The 15,886-nt window shown below is 37.5% G+C and carries 18 protein-coding genes and 1 pseudogene; 12 read left to right on the top strand and 7 right to left on the bottom strand.

The window, feature by feature from the left end; all coding sequences use genetic code 11:
- Positions 1-38 precede the first annotated feature (38 nt).
- The gene (locus CVT05_RS05210; protein WP_107698062.1) at positions 39-1,424 is read left to right on the top strand and encodes a DUF4139 domain-containing protein; all 1,386 of its coding nucleotides are present in this window, start codon (positions 39-41) and stop codon (positions 1,422-1,424) included.
- Between the two features lie 18 nt (positions 1,425-1,442).
- On the opposite strand, the gene CVT05_RS05205 is transcribed toward CVT05_RS05210, so the two are convergent.
- From CVT05_RS05205 to folD, 3 genes are read right to left on the bottom strand one after another with little or no spacing between them, the layout of a single operon-like run.
- Positions 1,443-2,102 carry a site-2 protease family protein gene (locus CVT05_RS05205; RefSeq protein WP_107698061.1) on the bottom strand — a complete coding sequence of 220 codons (660 nt, stop codon included), beginning with the start codon at positions 2,100-2,102 and terminating at the stop codon, positions 1,443-1,445.
- Positions 2,089-2,994: a signal peptidase I gene (gene lepB / locus CVT05_RS05200; RefSeq protein ID WP_107698060.1), complete on the bottom strand. Its 906-nt coding sequence runs from the start codon at positions 2,992-2,994 to the stop codon at positions 2,089-2,091. Before lepB ends, CVT05_RS05205 begins: the two co-directional genes overlap by 14 nt.
- Before the next feature lie 2 nt (positions 2,995-2,996).
- Positions 2,997-3,857, bottom strand: coding sequence for a bifunctional methylenetetrahydrofolate dehydrogenase/methenyltetrahydrofolate cyclohydrolase FolD (gene folD / locus CVT05_RS05195; protein ID WP_107698059.1), 861 nt, complete (start codon positions 3,855-3,857; stop codon positions 2,997-2,999).
- A gap of 83 nt (positions 3,858-3,940) precedes the next feature.
- Between folD and CVT05_RS09340 the strand changes: the two are divergent.
- The 9 genes and pseudogenes from CVT05_RS09340 to CVT05_RS05150 form a co-directional block, all read left to right on the top strand.
- Positions 3,941-4,276 (top strand): annotated as a pseudogene (locus CVT05_RS09340) (c-type cytochrome); the annotation flags it as partial.
- Positions 4,277-4,509: 233 nt separating this feature from the next.
- Positions 4,510-5,793, top strand: coding sequence for a glutamate-1-semialdehyde 2,1-aminomutase (gene hemL, locus CVT05_RS05185; RefSeq protein ID WP_107698057.1), 1,284 nt, complete (start codon positions 4,510-4,512; stop codon positions 5,791-5,793).
- Positions 5,793-6,071, top strand: a complete 279-nt coding sequence (locus CVT05_RS05180) for an AtpZ/AtpI family protein (protein WP_084108504.1) — start codon at positions 5,793-5,795, stop codon at positions 6,069-6,071. Before hemL ends, CVT05_RS05180 begins: the two co-directional genes overlap by 1 nt.
- The gene (locus CVT05_RS05175; protein ID WP_234400555.1) at positions 6,022-6,579 is read left to right on the top strand and encodes a hypothetical protein; all 558 of its coding nucleotides are present in this window, start codon (positions 6,022-6,024) and stop codon (positions 6,577-6,579) included. Before CVT05_RS05180 ends, CVT05_RS05175 begins: the two co-directional genes overlap by 50 nt.
- A complete protein-coding gene (locus CVT05_RS05170) occupies positions 6,569-7,813 on the top strand; it encodes an MFS transporter (RefSeq protein WP_107698055.1) in 1,245 nt (414 codons plus the stop codon). The genes CVT05_RS05175 and CVT05_RS05170 overlap by 11 nt, the downstream gene beginning before the upstream one ends.
- A 21-nt stretch (positions 7,814-7,834) precedes the next feature.
- Positions 7,835-9,466, top strand: a complete 1,632-nt coding sequence (locus tag CVT05_RS05165) for a flagellar hook-length control protein FliK (RefSeq protein ID WP_199906737.1) — start codon at positions 7,835-7,837, stop codon at positions 9,464-9,466.
- A complete protein-coding gene (locus CVT05_RS05160) occupies positions 9,466-9,726 on the top strand; it encodes a FlhB-like flagellar biosynthesis protein (protein ID WP_021090972.1) in 261 nt (86 codons plus the stop codon). Before CVT05_RS05165 ends, CVT05_RS05160 begins: the two co-directional genes overlap by 1 nt.
- 112 nt (positions 9,727-9,838) lie before the next feature.
- The gene (locus CVT05_RS05155; protein WP_021090732.1) at positions 9,839-10,408 is read left to right on the top strand and encodes a CheB methylesterase domain-containing protein; all 570 of its coding nucleotides are present in this window, start codon (positions 9,839-9,841) and stop codon (positions 10,406-10,408) included.
- Positions 10,395-11,219: a CheR family methyltransferase gene (locus tag CVT05_RS05150; RefSeq protein WP_234400554.1), complete on the top strand. Its 825-nt coding sequence runs from the start codon at positions 10,395-10,397 to the stop codon at positions 11,217-11,219. Before CVT05_RS05155 ends, CVT05_RS05150 begins: the two co-directional genes overlap by 14 nt.
- Positions 11,220-11,267: 48 nt before the next feature.
- Here the strand turns inward: CVT05_RS05150 and CVT05_RS05145 are convergent, their stop codons facing one another.
- From CVT05_RS05145 to CVT05_RS05135, 3 genes are read right to left on the bottom strand one after another with little or no spacing between them, the layout of a single operon-like run.
- Positions 11,268-12,464: an MFS transporter gene (locus CVT05_RS05145; RefSeq protein WP_107698053.1), complete on the bottom strand. Its 1,197-nt coding sequence runs from the start codon at positions 12,462-12,464 to the stop codon at positions 11,268-11,270.
- A gap of 1 nt (position 12,465) precedes the next feature.
- The gene (locus tag CVT05_RS05140) at positions 12,466-13,668 is read right to left on the bottom strand and encodes a copper resistance protein NlpE (protein WP_107698052.1); all 1,203 of its coding nucleotides are present in this window, start codon (positions 13,666-13,668) and stop codon (positions 12,466-12,468) included.
- Positions 13,669-13,716: 48 nt separating this feature from the next.
- A complete protein-coding gene (locus CVT05_RS05135; RefSeq protein ID WP_107698051.1) occupies positions 13,717-14,145 on the bottom strand; it encodes a copper resistance protein NlpE in 429 nt (142 codons plus the stop codon).
- A gap of 80 nt (positions 14,146-14,225) precedes the next feature.
- Between CVT05_RS05135 and CVT05_RS05130 the strand changes: the two genes are divergently transcribed.
- Both CVT05_RS05130 and CVT05_RS05125 read left to right on the top strand, forming a co-directional pair.
- Positions 14,226-15,140: an SPFH domain-containing protein gene (locus tag CVT05_RS05130; protein WP_054196349.1), complete on the top strand. Its 915-nt coding sequence runs from the start codon at positions 14,226-14,228 to the stop codon at positions 15,138-15,140.
- Positions 15,137-15,529, top strand: coding sequence for an NfeD family protein (locus CVT05_RS05125; RefSeq protein WP_107698050.1), 393 nt, complete (start codon positions 15,137-15,139; stop codon positions 15,527-15,529). The genes CVT05_RS05130 and CVT05_RS05125 overlap by 4 nt, the downstream gene beginning before the upstream one ends.
- A gap of 21 nt (positions 15,530-15,550) precedes the next feature.
- Here CVT05_RS05125 and CVT05_RS05120 read toward each other — a convergent pair whose 3' ends face one another.
- Positions 15,551-15,763, bottom strand: a complete 213-nt coding sequence (locus tag CVT05_RS05120; protein ID WP_107698049.1) for a hypothetical protein — start codon at positions 15,761-15,763, stop codon at positions 15,551-15,553.
- Positions 15,764-15,886 lie beyond the last annotated feature (123 nt).

The following is a 15,886-nucleotide window of genomic DNA, read 5'->3' as shown; positions in this document are numbered from 1 at the left end:
ATGAAGCTATAATTTACCAAAAATTTAAAGGAGAAAATGTGAAAAAAGCACTCTTTTTAGCGGCTTCTACGCTAGCCTTTGCAAATGAAAATCTAATAGAGATCTACACAGATCAAACCATCATCACTCAAAAATTTAATGACGCAAATAGCTCTTTTAGCGCCTTTGTGCCAGAGGGTGTGGAGAGTGAGAACATCACGATAAATGGGGATTGTGACGCGAATGCTTATCTAAAAAAGATCAGTGAAGAAAATAGTCCAAGTTACATAAAATGGAAGCAAGAAGTTGCAAATTTAAATAACAAGCTTGAGGCGCTAAATGCAAGAGGTAGATTTATAGAGCAGGCTTTAGTAGAAGAAAACAAAAGTAACGATGTGACAAAAAGAGCTGATGAGTTTTATAAATTTAGCCTAGAAAATATTGAGAAAATTTCAGCTGCTAAAAGTGAGCTTGAAGCGCTTAATAAAAATGAGCCAAAGAGCGAGATGGCTGGATTTTTGCAGCTTGATATGAAATTTGCTTGCGACCCAAAAGAGGCGACGCTTTCATACATGGGTGATGAGGCGCCAAAGACGCTAAATGAAATTTATGCAGACACAAAAAACAAAAATATCTTGATAAAACAAGAAATTTTGCTCACCAACCCTTTTGTAAGCGATGTTAAAAATTTAAAGCTCGCCATCTATCCAACCAGATATCAAAAGGCGCTTGCTCCAAGTAAATTTTACCCTTGGTACGAGGAGAGCGAGGCGGAGGCTGATGGTTACGGCGCTTCGAAAGATATGCTAAGAGCCGCGAAAGTCGCCGCTGAGGTCGCTGATATGCGTGTGCAAAGAGATGAGAATGAGTTTGCCAAAATTTGGAAGATAGATGGGATAAATTTAGCAAAAGGCGAGAGCAAATATATAACTTACGACACGCAAAAAATGGACGCAAATTTTAGCGTTTTTGCTGATTTTTACGGCTCGCTAAAGGCATATAACGTAGCTAGCTTTAAGCTAAATGATGATCTAACGCCAGCCAAAACGCAGTTTTACGTTAATGGTGTGAGTGTTGGCAGTCCAAGCGAGTTTGAGATGAAAGCTAAAGATGAGCCAGTGCAATTATTTTTAGGACAAAACGAGCTAATCGAGCTTAAAAAAGAGCGATTAAATAAATTTAAAAAGAGCTCGTTTCTTGGCAAAGAGCGCTTAAGCGAAGAGGGCTATGAGATAAGTATCAAAAATAACTCAAGCAAGAGCGTTGATGTTACTTTGGTCGATCGTGTACCAGTGTCTGCCGATGAGGCGGTAAAGGTCGAGATAAAGGGCTTTGATAAAAAAGATATCAGCAAAGATGGCAAGGTGGAGCTTAAATTTAGCCTTGCGCCAAAAGAGGAATTTAAAAAAGAGTACTCTTATAAGATCAAAAAGCCAAAAATTTAGAGCAAATTTGCTCTAAATTTAGCCGTTTATAAATGCACTTGCGATATCTAAAACGTATCTTGTCGGATAAAAGATAGTATCTTTTAAAGGCGAGATGAGGATGATGATAAGGATGACAAAGCCATATCGCGAGATGCCCTCAAGCTTTTCAGCTAGTGCGTGAAAACCAAAATTTCTAAGCGCATACTCGAGCGCGTGAAAGCCATCAAGTGGCGGGATCGGATAGAGATTAAAGATGGCTAACATCAAATTTAAAAGCGCAAGCGTAAATAAAAACTGAAGTAAAATTTCAAAGGTTTCTATATTTAATAAAGCCTTTAGCACAAAAAGCGACAAAATGCCTAGGATGACGTTGTAGCAAATGCCAGCTAGACTTACGTAGATAGCTGCTTTGTAGCCGCCATTTCGCACTACTGTGTAGGTATTTACAGGCACTGGTTTTGCCCAGCCAAACATCATACCAGTGCTTAGGTAAAGTACCAGCGGTACGATGATGGTGCCAACTGGGTCAATATGTTTTATAGGGTTTATACTAAGCCTGCCAAGACTTTTTGCGGTGTTGTCGCCAAATTTATAAGCGACATATCCGTGAGCGATCTCGTGGCCGACGATGGCGATTATTAAAGAGATGACGATAGTGGCGACTTTAACTATGTCTATGTTATCAATGAAGCCCATCTACTTCGCCTTCTTTTAGAGCTTTGTTAGTGAAAAATTCGTCATTTTCTATCGTATCTACAAAACGCCCGATACGCTCCCAGCGCACATTGTAGTTCTTGTCCCAGCTAAAATATATAAACCAAGGCTGTCCGACTATGTCCTTGTAAGCCACACTTCCCCAAAAACGGCTATCGTTTGAGTGATCGCGGTTGTCACCTATCATGAAGTATTCATCTTTTGGTACTTTGACGTAAAATGCATTAAGGTTAAAATTTGGATTTTGCGGTAATGAGCTAATGGACACTGGCTTCATAAAAACACTATCTTTGTTTGTATTTAGCATGAAAATCATCTGCTCAAATAAATTTACATTTTCGTCATAGTGGATGCCGCTAAACCTATATGGCTCTTTTATGAAAAGTTTGCCATCAAGCTCGGCTATATCGCTACATGAGTAGCCAAATTTACTCTCTTTGCCGTTTAAATTTTCACGGCAGTTTGCCTTTATAAAATCATCTCCCTCTTTTGGGCGTAGATAGAGGGCTTTTTCGGTAAATACTATCTCATCTTCGCTTGTGGCAAAGCAGCGTTTTACAAAGTGGGTTTTCTCGTCTTTTGGATAACGAAAGACGACTATATCGCCTCTTGCCGGACCATCGCCTGTGATAAGATGCCCATTGTCATTTAGCTCAGGTAAAATTTTTACCTCAAGCCACGGAATTCTTGGTGTTGGTATGCCATAAACAAATTTTTTGGCGAATAAAAAATCACCAACCAAAAGCGTATTTTTCATCGAGCCAGACGGGATAACAAAGGCTTGAGCTATGAAAAATATAACAAAAAGCACGATGATGACCGTGCCTGTCCAGCTCGAGCAAAAGTCATAAAATTTAGTAAAAATTTTTTTCATTATTACGCTCTTTTGTGGCTAGCTATCTTAGCTTGGGCTGCAAGGATTGTGTTATTTAAAAGCATGGCTATGGTCATCGGACCTACGCCGCCAGGAACAGGCGTGATGTATGAGCATTTTGGTGCGACTTCGTCAAAATCCACATCACCTACAAGTCTGCCATCATCAAGTCTGTTTATACCCACATCAACGACTACGGCGCCATCTTTTACCATATCTGCCTTTAAGAAAAATGGCTTACCGATGGCTGCGACGATGAGGTCGGCATTTTTGCAAATTTCTTTTAAATTTTTAGTCTTGCTGTGAGTCACGGTAACGGTTGCTGAGGCGTTTAGAAGTAAATTTGCCATAGGCTTGCCAACAATGTTGCTTCTACCGATCACCACCGCATTTAGTCCAGCCACATTAATGTCATACTCTTTTAAAATTTCCATAACTCCAAGCGGCGTACAAGGCACAAAGCCATCTAGTCCACTAACAAGTTTGCCGACATTTACAGCGTGAAAGCCATCTACGTCTTTTGTTGGATCAATCGTAGCTAAAACGGTATTTGTATCTATATGTTTTGGAAGTGGCAACTGCACTAAAATTCCATGGATGCTATCGTCTAAATTTAGCACATTTATAAGCGCTAGAAGCTCTGCTTGGGTTGTATTTTCGCTTAGACGGTGAGCTACACTTTTTATGCCGTATTCGTTGCAGGCTTTTTCTTTGGCTCTAACGTATGTTTGAGATGCTTTATCTTCGCCTACTAAGATAACAGCTAGGGTTGGCTCTATGCCAAATTTTTTCAGTTCTTCAGCTCTTACTTTTACGCTTTCTTTGACCTTTAAAGATACGGCTTTGCCGTCTAAAATTTTCATATTGGATCCTTATTTAAAAGCTTTTTTAATCACAAGGGTGGTATCATACCTAAAATTAAATTAAATTTTTAAAAGAGAGGTTTATGCGGTCTGTTTTTTTGATTTTGCTTTTTTGTGTGGCGATTTTTGGAGCTGATTTTATCACAAAGACCGAATATGCCAAAATGCTCTACCTAAATCCACGCGGTATAGGATGTGATAAATGTCACGGTACAAAGGGCGAGGGCAGTCTAATCTCTAAATACAAACACTTTGACAAAAAGGCAAACAAAACGGTTGATGATGAGCTTAGAGCGCCAAAGATAAATGATATAGATTTTGAAAGCTTTAAAGCCGCTCTAACTAAGCCAAAAGGTGTCATGCCAAGCTATTTTTTGACAGAAGAGGAGACTACGATTCTTTATGAATACATTACGAATAAGATAAATACTCCTTCAAAAGCAGCAAAAGCACAAAATTTAGGCAAGCCAGTTTCCACTGATACGACACAAAAACAGCCAGAGCAATCTGCTAAAGCCGCCCCTGCTACAAAACCAGCTGAATCAGCAAAAACTGCTACTACGCAAGCACCAAAGTCAGCAGTAAAACCAGCTACAAACCCAAAAGATAATCAAAAGACAAATTTAAAAACACAAAATCAAAAGGATAAAAAATGACAAATAAAGAGGCATTTAGCGAAGCCAAAAAATATATCCCAGGTGGTGTAAATTCGCCAGTACGTGCATTTGGCAGCGTTGGTGGTGAGCCTGTGATGATAGATCACGCAAAGGGGGCTTATCTATACGACGTAGATGGTAAAAAATACCTTGACTTCATCCAAAGCTGGGGACCGCTCATATTTGGTCACTGCGACAAAGATATCGAAGAGGCGATCATCTCTGCTGTAAAACAAGGCGTATCTTACGGCGCGCCGTCACCAAAAGAGACCGCTCTTGCAAAGCTAATATGTGACGAGTTTAAACAAATAGATAAAATTCGCTTCGTTAGCTCTGGTACAGAGGCAACTATGAGCGCGATAAGAGTGGCTAGAGGATATGCCAAAAAAGATGGACTAATAAAATTTGAAGGCTGCTATCACGGACACAGCGATGCACTTCTTATAAAAGCAGGAAGTGGCGCTACGACATACGGCAATGCTTCAAGTAGCGGCGTACCACAAGATGTTGTGAAAAACACTTATCTAGCAGTTTATAACGATATCCAGAGTGTAAAAGCCATCTTTGAAAATAATAAAGACAAAATCGGCGTCGTTATAATTGAGCCAATCGCAGGAAATATGGGGCTTGTACCAGCTGATAAGAAATTTTTAGAGGAGCTTAGAGCGCTTTGCGATAAATTTGGCGCTGTGCTTATCCTTGATGAGGTTATGAGCGGTTTTAGGGCTTCTCGCCTTGGCTCATATCCATTTCATGAGGTGGACGCTGATCTCATCACATTTGGCAAGGTTATAGGCGGAGGCATGAACGTCGCTGCATTTGGTGGCAAGGCCGAGATAATGGACTGCTTAAGTCCTGATGGCGCTGTCTATCAAGCAGGCACGCTAAGTGGCAACCCAGTAGCGATGAGTGCTGGTATAGCGGCGATTTCAAAGATAAATAGTGATCCAAATTTATACGCTAGACTCGAAAAGCTTGCCCTAAAACTAATGGCTGGCTTTAAAGAGGCTGCAAAGAGTGCTGGCATCACTATCCAAACTGGTGTTCGTGGCTCTATGTTTGGCTACTTTTTTACAGATCATGCCGTGAAAAACTACGATGATGCGCTAAAGAGCGATACAAAGCTATTTGCTAAATTTCATCAAGCTATGCTTAAGCGTGGAATCTATCTAGCTCCAAGTCAGTTTGAGACTGGATTTGTCTGCGATGCGATGAGTGAGGCGGATATCGATCTAGCGGTAAGCGCAGCTAAAGAGGCGTTTTTGGAGATAAAAGCTTAATGGCAAAATTTAAGATAAAAGATATCGTAGCAGGTGCTGAGCAGCTAAGTCTTGGCGTTTCAATCGTAGTTGCGATCTTGCTTGGCACTGGACTAGGGTATTTTGTAAAAAAGGCTACAAATTTTACACCAGCTCTTTGGATAGGCTTTGCTATTGGCATCGCAGCTGCTATTTTAAACGTCTATAAAGCTTACAAAGCGCAGATAAAAAGCCTAGATGAGCTAAAAGATGAAAGCAGATACAAAGGCTACACAAAAGACGATGATGAGGACGATTAGTAGGCTTTTGATTTGCTATTTTGCGCTTTGGCTGGCTCTTAGCGTGGTTGGCAAATTTATATCAAATCAATTTTTCATAAGCTCGCAAATTTCATTTTTTGCCTCGCTTATTATTCTAACGGCTAGTTTTTTTGCCTATAAAAACCGCATAAATTCTCGGCTAGAAAATGCAAGAGATGAAATTTTAGCCAAGATAGAAGAAGAGGACGAAGAGGAAGAAGAAATTTTGCCCCAGAATGAGGCAAAAGATTTTAGCTTAAAGGATGAGAAAGCAAGGCTAAAAAAGCAGAGATTTTCATTTAAAGATAAGAGTTTTGTGGCAGCCTTTATGCCTTACCGCTTGGTGGCTTATGCGATACTTTTTTTTGGATTTATTTTTTTAAAAAATGAAAATTTACTAAATGTGTCTGGCTTTTTAGTTGGGCTTGCTCCGATGCCAATTGGCGCATTTATTTTTGGGCTTATGGAGAATAAATTTAATACTGCAAAGGACACTGATGGCAAGTAGCTTTAGGATCATCCGCTCGATGGGACCGCTATTTTTGGGCATGAGTTTGCTTTTTATCGGAAATGGCCTAGTCATCGCATCTTGTAGCGCACTTCTTAAGCAAAACGGAGTGGGTGAGCTAGAGATCGGATTAATTAACACGGGCTTTTTTGTGGGTGCGTTAATTAGCACCATTACAGCTCACAGAGTCATCTCAACTACTGGCCACATCAGAGCATTTGCCATCTTTTCAGCCATTTTTGCAGTCTCAGCTATGCTTCATGCGGTAAATCAAAATTTAGTATTCTGGGCGATATTGCGTGCATTTTTGGGATATTGCTACTACGCGCTTTTGATGGTTATAGAAAGCTGGCTAAATGCAAAAATTCCAAACAAAATAAGATCTCGTGTGATAGCCTTTTATGAAGGCGTTTTTTACACAAGTTTTGGACTTGGCATTTTGATCTTAGCGCTTGATCTTAAAACCTTTGAAATTTTCATCATAAGCGCAGCTTTTATCATGCTCTCAAGCATTCCATTAAATTTGATCCGTATAAATCAGCCTCAAATCCCAGAGCGTCAGCCCATAAATATCCCAAAAATTTTTGGCATAGTCCCACTCGCTCTTGTTGGTGCACTCATTGCAGGCTTAGCAATAAACGGCTTTTTTTCGATGGCAAGCCTTTTTGTCTTGCTTCAAGGATACGGCACAAAAGAGGCATCGTTTTTTATGACGGTTGCGATGATCGGAGGCTTTTTAGCTCAAGTTTTTATCGGTAGTTTTTCTGATAGATATGGCAGAAGGCCAGCTATTTTGCTTTGTAGCAGTGTGGCTTTAATAAGCGCGGTTTTGTTTTTGCTAAATGGCAAAAATTTAACGGTTGAATATCTGCTTTCATTCTTTTTTGGGGCTGGAATTTTTTGCACTTATGGGCTTTCTCTGGCTAGGGCAAATGATGAGATCACAGACAAGACAAAGAGCGTGCAAGTCGCACGTGCCTTGCTATTTAGCTACTCTTTGGCTTCGCTTTTTTCGCCGCTTCTTATGAGCTATGCGATGAAAATTTTTGGAGCATTTGGCTTTATCTATGTTTATTTGGTGCTTTTTGCCGGGCTTATTTTATTTGCGCTAACGCAAAAAACTATACCACAGCACATGAGAAAAGAGTATAACGATAGGCTCGTTGCAAGGACGGCTGGTATCGCTACTATTGAGCAAAATGGAAATTTTGCCGATAGAAAAAATAAAAAGTAAAAAATGGACGTAGGAAATTCTTTGAATATATCAAATACTTCGGTTCAAACCGGGCAAAATGCTACTCAAAATGTGCCAGTTCGTAAAAATGAAGGCTCGCTTTTTAAAAATCAGCCAAGCGTACAAACGCCTAGTGAGCAGAGTATTTCAGAGACACTTGATAATGTTGGGAAACTCGTTGCAAGAGTACTTGATGATCTAAAAAGTGCTTCAAGTCTTAGCAAGGCTGAACAAATTTTATCTCAGGCAAAGGATACAAAAATCGCTCCAAATTTAGCAGGCGAGCTATCAGACCTTGCAAAAAGCTTAGAAGTAGAAGCAACGCAAAATGAAAGCCCTGAGATAAAGAGCCTTGCACTAAAGATAAAAGAATTTCTAAAACCAATAGCTGATCTAAAGGCTGGCTCACTAAATGATCAGATCAAAAACTCAGGCGTAATGCTTGAAGCAAATTTAAAAGATGCACTTAGTCCAGAGAAGCTTCCAAGCTCGGTTCAGAAGCTACTAAGCGATATAAAAAATCTCTCAAGTGGGAATTTACTAAATCAAATTTTAACCATAAATGATGAAAAATTAGACAATCAAAATTCTTTTTCAAAACTTGCTTCTATACTTGAAAAAGCGAGCAATGATGCAAAAAACATCCTTGATAACTCAAACATAAAAACCCTTTTAAAAGATGTTGACAAGCTTGATAGTGTGGTTAAATTTTTAGATAAAAATTTTTCAAAAGATGAAAATGGCGAGCTAGTAAAAAATCAAATAGGCAAAATGCAAAATTTCATCTCAAATTTAAGCGAGAAGGTAGGAAATTTAGCGAGTGAAAAGCTAAATCAAAATTTTGGTTTTAGCCAAAATCACAAAGAGCTAAAAACTATCCTTGATAGCATAAAAAACGATCTAAAAACGCTAAATAACATAGGCGATGAAGCAGGGCTTGTAAAAGCGTTTAATGAGATGAGCGATGTTTCAAAGGATGATAGCTTGCAAGATAAGCTCCAAAGTGCGGCGAGGCGTCTTGCTCATAGCCTAAGCCTTGCTGATGCTAAGGCAAGTTTGGCTAAAAATGAGCTAAGCGAGAGCAAGGCGCTTTTAAAGCAGTTAAATCTCGCTACAAATGATATAAATAACATTACGACTAAAAATAGCAGCGAAATTTCAAAGGTGCTAAGCCAAGATATAAAAAGTACACTTTTAAATATCAGTGAAAAGAGTCAAAACCCACAAAGCGTAAATGCTGCAAACAAGATGATTTCACAGATCGAGATGCATCAAATGATATCAAGTCTTCAAGGCGGGATTCAAACTTATATGCCTTATATTTGGGATGGTGTTGAGGGTGGAAATATCGCATTTAAGCAAGGCAAAAAGGATAAATTTTACGCTCAGATCGATCTAAATTTTAAGAAATTTGGACAGATAAATGTGATGGTTGGACTTATTGATAAAAGATACATCGATCTTTCGGTGGCTACGCAAACAAATGATTTTAAGGAGCTAATTCTTTCAAACTCTAGCAAATTAAAACAAGCAATATCAAAGCTTGGACTCATAGTTTCAAACTTTAATATCAAAACTTTGTCAAAAGTAAAGCTAAATGATAGATTTAAAAAATTTGGTGGCCTTGATGTGGGCTTTGATAAGAAAATTTAATGCAAGTAAATAAGAAAAAAGCAGTAGCTCTTGGCTACAACAGATCTAAAGACAATGCTCCAAGAGTGCTGGCTAGTGGCGCTGGAGAGATAGCAAATAGAATAATTGATCTTGCAAAAGAGCATGATATACCGATCAAAGAGGATCCTGATCTTATTGAAATTTTAAGCAAGGTTGAAGTTGATCAAGAAATTCCACCAAATTTATATAAAGCTGTTGCTGAAATTTTTAGCTTTTTATATAAGATCACAAAGAAATGATCTATAAATTTGCTTAAAAATTAGCAAGGCATATAAAGAGTGGCAAGGATATTGACGATATACAAAAAAGTGGCGTAAGCTAAATATTAAATTAAAATTTTAAAGGCTATTTGTGGCACAAAAATTAATATTAATAGGGGCGTCTACTGGCGGGCCTGGGCATTTAAAAAAGTTATTAAAAAACGTAAAACTAAATGGAGCTATCATCGTGATAGCCCAGCACATGAATAAAATGTTTATAAACTCTTTTGCTATGCAAATCGGAAAAGAGTGTGGCTTGGATGTTGAAATTTTAAATGAGAGGAAAATTTTAAAAGAAAATACCGTATATGTCTGTGAACAAAATGTAGTGGTGTCACCAAATTTACCGATCAGTGCAAAGCCAAATACAGAAGAAAAGACTATATATACGCCAAATGTTGATGTGTTGTTTAAATCTGGAGTTGGAATTTGTAAAAGCGCAAATGTCCTAGCTATCTTGCTAACTGGCATCGGAGATGATGGTGCATCTGGGCTTGATAAACTTTATAAGGCTGGAGCAAAATGTATAGCTGAAAATGAAGAGAGCGCGATAGTTTATGGCATGCCAAAACGTGCAAAAGAGCTAAATCAAAGCTTAAAATCATTAAATCTAACTATGATAAAAAAAGAGCTGGAGGATTTTTTAAATGCTATTAACTAATGACACAAAAGATACAAAAACAATGCAAACAAATACTTCACAAGATATGGATAGTTTTAATGAATTTATGAACGTTATCAAAACTCTTTGCGGAGTTGATCTGGAGCCAAAAAGAGATATTACATTGCAGCGAATTACCATTTTTATTAGGGATCGCCAGATAAAAAGCTTTAAAGATCTTGTTTCAATGATAAGATATAACTCAAGCTTACGACAAGACATTTTAAATCTAGTAACTGTAAATGAGACTTATTTTTATAGAGAGTTGCCTCAACTTAAAGATGTGATATATTACGCAAAGGAGCTTGGAGGAGCTAGAATTTTGTGTGCTCCTTGCTCTACTGGAGATGAGTCATATTCGCTTGCAATGCTTGCTTATGAGATGGGATTTAAACAGCATGAAATTTCAATCGTAGGTATAGACATAAACTCAGAAGCCATAGCAAGCTGTCAAAATGGTATTTTTAGTGAGAGGAGCTTGCATAGGTTAAGCGATTTTCAAAAAGAGAGATTTTTTACAAAAGTCGATGATAAATTTAAGATAAAAAAAGAAATTTTACCAAGGTGTGAGTTTAAAATTTTAAATGTTTTTGATGATGCTATTTTTAATCTAGGAAAATTTGATATCGTGCTTTCAAGAAATATGATGATCTATTTTGATGATGATTTTAGATTAAAATGTGTTGAGAGGCTTCATAAATTGCTTAAGCCAGATGGTAGGCTTTATGCTGGGCACGCTGATCTTGTGCCTTACACTCCAGCTTATGAAAAACGATTTTCAAATGGAACTACCTACTATCTAAAAAAATAAAAATTTACTAAGTCGCCTTTTAACTTGGGCGACTTAATTTAAAATCAATCACCTTATTTTGTAGCTTTTTAATACGATGTGATAGTAAAAAGCCCCTACAAAAAAGAGGCTTCCCATAAAACTCGCAATCATCTCAACGCTAAATCCAATATCATAAAGCAGACCAATGATAAATGAAATGAGAGCGCTAAAGCCAAGAAAAATCATATCGTTATATGCAATCACTCGGCCATAAAATTCTTTTTTGCAGTTTTGCTGAAGCATCGTATAGGTGTAGCTCCAAAGGCTTGATGTGCAAAATCCAGCAAAGATAATGCCAATAAGCGATAGATAAAAATTCCAAAGCGATAAAGCCCAAATAATGATACCAAGGCCTTGACCGATATATACGAAAATAAGCGTATTTTTATTTATAAATTTGCTAAGTATGGCTGGAGCAAACATAAGTGAAATGGATCTTGAAGTATTTAATAGTCCTATAACTAGCGATGTTGAGAGTAAATTTGCATATTTGTAATCAGCCAAAAGTGCGATCAATGCGTCATAAGCGGTAATGCCAACAAAGGCGTGCAAGAATATAAGATGCACGATGAGTCTATTTTCTTTTAGATATTTAAGCCCATTTTTGAGCATTTTTAGAGGCTTTTCTATAAATTCTGGCTTTAGACCTTGTAAATTTAAAAAATATAAAAATCCAAAGCTAAAAATGTATAGTATGCCATCAAGCAAAAATGCGCTTTTTATCCCAAAAAAATGTATATAAACTCCAGCTAGCCCCATACCAGCGGTGTATGAGACCGCCCATATGATAGAGTGGATCTCGTTTGCGAGTTTGAGATTTTCTTTGCTTAAAATTTTTGGCAGTACGCTCATCTCTACTTGAAAATACATTCCGCCAGTGCCATTTCTAACAAAAATGATGAGTAAAAGTAGCCATAAAAAATCAAGTGAGTCTATAAAAAGAAGCATGAAAACGCTTATCGTCTCAACTGCCATCATGATGACAAGCATTGGTTTTGGGCTAAATTTATCAACTAAAATTCCACTAAACGGAGCTATGACAACACCTGGGATAAATGCCATCGCTGCACTTAGCGTAATCGCCCAAACAGGAGCGTCAAGCTTGATAAGAAGGGTAAAGATACCTGTGTGCGAAAACCATACGCCAAAATAGCATATAAGCTGAATGATGCTTAAAAGGCGAAAATTTCTCTCTTCTTTTAAAAGTTTAAGATATTCTTTCAACTTATTGATTCCACATTAGCGTTATTTGCTCTATCTTTGTTTCATCTGGTATATCGTTTAGGCTTGTTATCTCTTTTGTAAGTGGATTTTTTAGTGTGATTAACATATCGTGGCTATCTATTTTTAGATAAATATTGTTTTTATCGCTACTAAATTTAGAGATAACAAGAGAATTTTTTATATCTTTGAAATTTGATTTAAGGCTGATATTTTCTGGAGTTTTAAACTCATTTGAGTAAATCTCAATGCTTGTGATAATACCATTTAGCAAGGTATATTCAAAAATTCTTTCATTTTTGTTTGTTACGATGTAGCTGTTTTCTTTTTTTGTGTTATCCCGTTTTATGTTTTTTGAGCCATAAATTTTTATCACATCTCTATTTGCTGATTCGTTTGTCAGCTCTGCAAAAAAGCCTTTGCCAAAGAGATTTTTTTGATCTTTATCTTTTTTATATCGTCCACTTATGTGAGCATTTTTACAAATTTTGTCATTTGCTACTAGAAAAATTGCATTATTTATCCTGTGTATGCTTAGAGCAATGCCTTTTTCATCTAAAAGGTAAAAAATTCCTTTGTCGTAAAGTAGCTCAGAGCTAAACTCGCAAAGTGGCGAGCCATTTTTTAATGATGAATAAAAACTTATTTTCGCACCATTTTTGCTTGGTACGATTACAATGTCTAAAAAGTTATCTTTGTTTTTAAATTTATAAAATTTAGCAAAAAAACTATCTTTGTAAGCTTTATTTACCGGCTCGAAATTATAAATTTGAGCTAGCACGCCAACTCGCTTATTTTTCTTGTCATCAAGCTGAAAAAGTGAGTTTTTATTTGGTGCGAAATAGCTAAGATTGCCATTTTCATCTTTTAAAATGATAGCACTATCATCAACATCAAATGTACCATTTTTTTCAACCAAGCTTACTTCTTTATCTATAGTAAGCATTGTTTTTGTGTAGGTTTTGTCTTTATTTAGCGTAATGATAGTTTTTATGCCTTCGCAATTTGGGCAAGGCAAAATAGTGTGAAAACTACTATAAATTGAGTTTGGAAGTATTAACTTTTCTGGCTTTTTGGGTGTATTTGCCTGAACTAGTGGTTTGTCTTCTTTTGCTGTATTTTGTGTGTTTTGTTTTGGCTCTAAATTTTCATTTTTTGCGCAGCCAAGGATGAAAAATGAGATAAGTATGGCAAAAAGATATTTCATTTGCAACTCCTTAAAAATTGCAAAATTATATCATTTTGCCTTTAAAATTTATTTTACGCGTTTAAAGATGTATTTGTCTTTTAGCTCGCCAGTGACCTCTTTTTGATCCATGTCAAGCATCTTTAGGCTCTCTCCCTCGATCTTATAAAAGCTCTTCTCTTTATACTCATCAATAGTTGTGATAACGCCGTTTTTAACTGAGTATTTGCCCTTGCTAACGGCTTTGTAGTTGTCTTTTGACTTGTAGTTCATCACACTTTCAAATGTGCCGTCTTTTTTAAGTGTAAGGGTTGAGTCTATGCCCATGCAGCTAGCGCAAGGTAAAAACGCCTTATAAGTGCCTTCGATACTGCTTACTGGAGCCATGCAGCTACCTTTTACTTCACATTTGCCTTGTGGGACGTTTGCATTTTGGCTAGATGAGGCACAACCTGCCAAAAGTAGGGCCGCACTTAGTGCAAATATAAAATTTTTCATGCTAATCCTTTTTGAAAATAAAATTTAAAATGTATTATAATACTTAAGAAAATAACAAATTATAAATTAAAGGAGTAAAAATGCAAATCGAAGCATTTGGCGTTTTAGTCGTAGTTCTGGTTATCTTTGCGTTCTTGTTTTTAAAGGCTGGCATCAAGATCGTCTCACAAGCTGATAACCTACTCATCGAGCGACTTGGTAAATTTCACAAAGTGCTTGATGGCGGATTTCACATTATCATCCCATTTGTCGATCAGATAAGAGCGATCATTACCGTAAAAGAGCAGCTTGTAGACATCACAAAACAGCAAGTCATCACAAAAGATAACGTAAACATAAGCGTCGATGGTATTGTCTTTTTAAAGGTATTTGACGCAAAAATGGCAGTTTATAACGTAGATAACTACAAGCGTGCCATTGCAAATTTAGCCATGACAACGCTTCGTGGTGAGATAGGCGCGATGAACCTTGATGATACGCTAAGCTCACGTGACCGCCTAAATGCCGCACTTCAAGTGGCTCTTGGCGATGCAGCTGGCAACTGGGGCGTAAAGATCATGCGTGTAGAAATTTCTGAAATTTCTGTCCCACTTGGCATTGAAGAGGCGATGAATATGCAGATGAAAGCTGAGCGTGAAAAACGTGCGATTGAGCTAAAAGCCTTGGCTGAAAAAGAGGCACTAATACGCAACGCAGAGGCGCTAAAACAAGAAAAAGTGCTTCAAGCAGAGGCGATCGAGCGTATGGCTGATGCGAAAAAATACGAGCAAATCGCCATAGCAACGGCTCAAAAAGAGGCTATGGATATGATAAATGATAGCATGAGCAAAAACGCAAATGCAGCAGAATTTTTGCTCGCGCGCGATAGAGTCGGGGCATTTAGCGAGCTAGCTAAAAACAGCTCAAAAGATAAAATTTTAGTCCCTTATGAGGCGACTGAGCTTATTGGCTCCCTTAGCGTTTTGAAAAATTTCCTAGCTAAGGATAAGGCGTGATCAGCCCTTTTATAATGATAGCAATCGGTGTGATTTTGTGCATCACCGAGTTTATCTTTTTCTCGTTTTATTTGCTATTTTTTGGCATAGCTTTTATAGTAGTTGGAGCTATAAATTTTGGTTTTAGTTTTGCTTGGAGCTATCAAATTTTAACTACGGCGGTGATTGCGATCGTGCTCCTTGTGCTTTTAAAAGCGCCGCTAAAGAGTAAATTTATGTCTAGAAAAGAGAGCTTTAACGAGGAATTTTTAGACGAAGCCGGAGTTGGCGAGATTAGAGAAAATATGGTCTATTTCAAAGGCACACTTTGGAAATATGATGGAAATTTAGCTAATGGAGAGAAGGTGACGGTTCTTGGCACCAAAGGTGACAAGGTGATATTAAAATAAAAGTGCCATTTGGCACTTTTATTATTTTGCGTGATCTGGGCAGCCTTGCATATCGCTGTGCATTGAGCCTTGCATCATGCAGCCTTGATGGTGGCAACCTTGTTTTTGCATATCGCTTTTTATCTCTTTGTGATGAGGACAACCGCAACCTTCGTGGCTTGCTGGCTTTGGCTCATTTTTAGCACAACCAACTAAAAATAGTCCGCAAATAACGGCAAATACTATCTTTTTCATAACTCGCTCCTTTAAAGAATTTCTCACATTTTAGCCTTTAAAAATTAATTTTTCATAACGCTTGATTTATCATATTTAAAAGCATTTTTGGCTAAACTTTCGCCCAAAAATAAGCAAAATAAA

Source organism: Campylobacter concisus, assembly GCF_003049705.1.
Classification (GTDB): Bacteria; Campylobacterota; Campylobacteria; order Campylobacterales; family Campylobacteraceae; genus Campylobacter_A; species Campylobacter_A concisus_AR.
This window is presented reverse-complemented; position numbering and strand designations above follow the sequence as displayed.

Bases quoted from the DNA above. Each gene is read 5' to 3' on its own strand.
- hemL (WP_107698057.1), top strand. From the start codon at position 4,510: ATGACAAATAAAGAGGCATTTAGCGAAGCCAAAAAATATATCCCAGGT.
- CVT05_RS05180 (WP_084108504.1), top strand. From the start codon at position 5,793: ATGGCAAAATTTAAGATAAAAGATATCGTAGCAGGTGCTGAGCAGCTA.
- CVT05_RS05120 (WP_107698049.1), bottom strand. From the start codon at position 15,763: ATGAAAAAGATAGTATTTGCCGTTATTTGCGGACTATTTTTAGTTGGT.
- lepB (WP_107698060.1), bottom strand. From the start codon at position 2,994: ATGAAAAAAATTTTTACTAAATTTTATGACTTTTGCTCGAGCTGGACA.
- CVT05_RS05160 (WP_021090972.1), top strand. From the start codon at position 9,466: ATGCAAGTAAATAAGAAAAAAGCAGTAGCTCTTGGCTACAACAGATCT.
- CVT05_RS05205 (WP_107698061.1), bottom strand. From the start codon at position 2,102: ATGGGCTTCATTGATAACATAGACATAGTTAAAGTCGCCACTATCGTC.
- CVT05_RS05150 (WP_234400554.1), top strand. From the start codon at position 10,395: ATGCTATTAACTAATGACACAAAAGATACAAAAACAATGCAAACAAAT.
- CVT05_RS05135 (WP_107698051.1), bottom strand. From the start codon at position 14,145: ATGAAAAATTTTATATTTGCACTAAGTGCGGCCCTACTTTTGGCAGGT.
- CVT05_RS05175 (WP_234400555.1), top strand. From the start codon at position 6,022: ATGAAAGCAGATACAAAGGCTACACAAAAGACGATGATGAGGACGATT.
- CVT05_RS05130 (WP_054196349.1), top strand. From the start codon at position 14,226: ATGCAAATCGAAGCATTTGGCGTTTTAGTCGTAGTTCTGGTTATCTTT.
- CVT05_RS05170 (WP_107698055.1), top strand. From the start codon at position 6,569: ATGGCAAGTAGCTTTAGGATCATCCGCTCGATGGGACCGCTATTTTTG.
- CVT05_RS05140 (WP_107698052.1), bottom strand. From the start codon at position 13,668: ATGAAATATCTTTTTGCCATACTTATCTCATTTTTCATCCTTGGCTGC.
- folD (WP_107698059.1), bottom strand. From the start codon at position 3,857: ATGAAAATTTTAGACGGCAAAGCCGTATCTTTAAAGGTCAAAGAAAGC.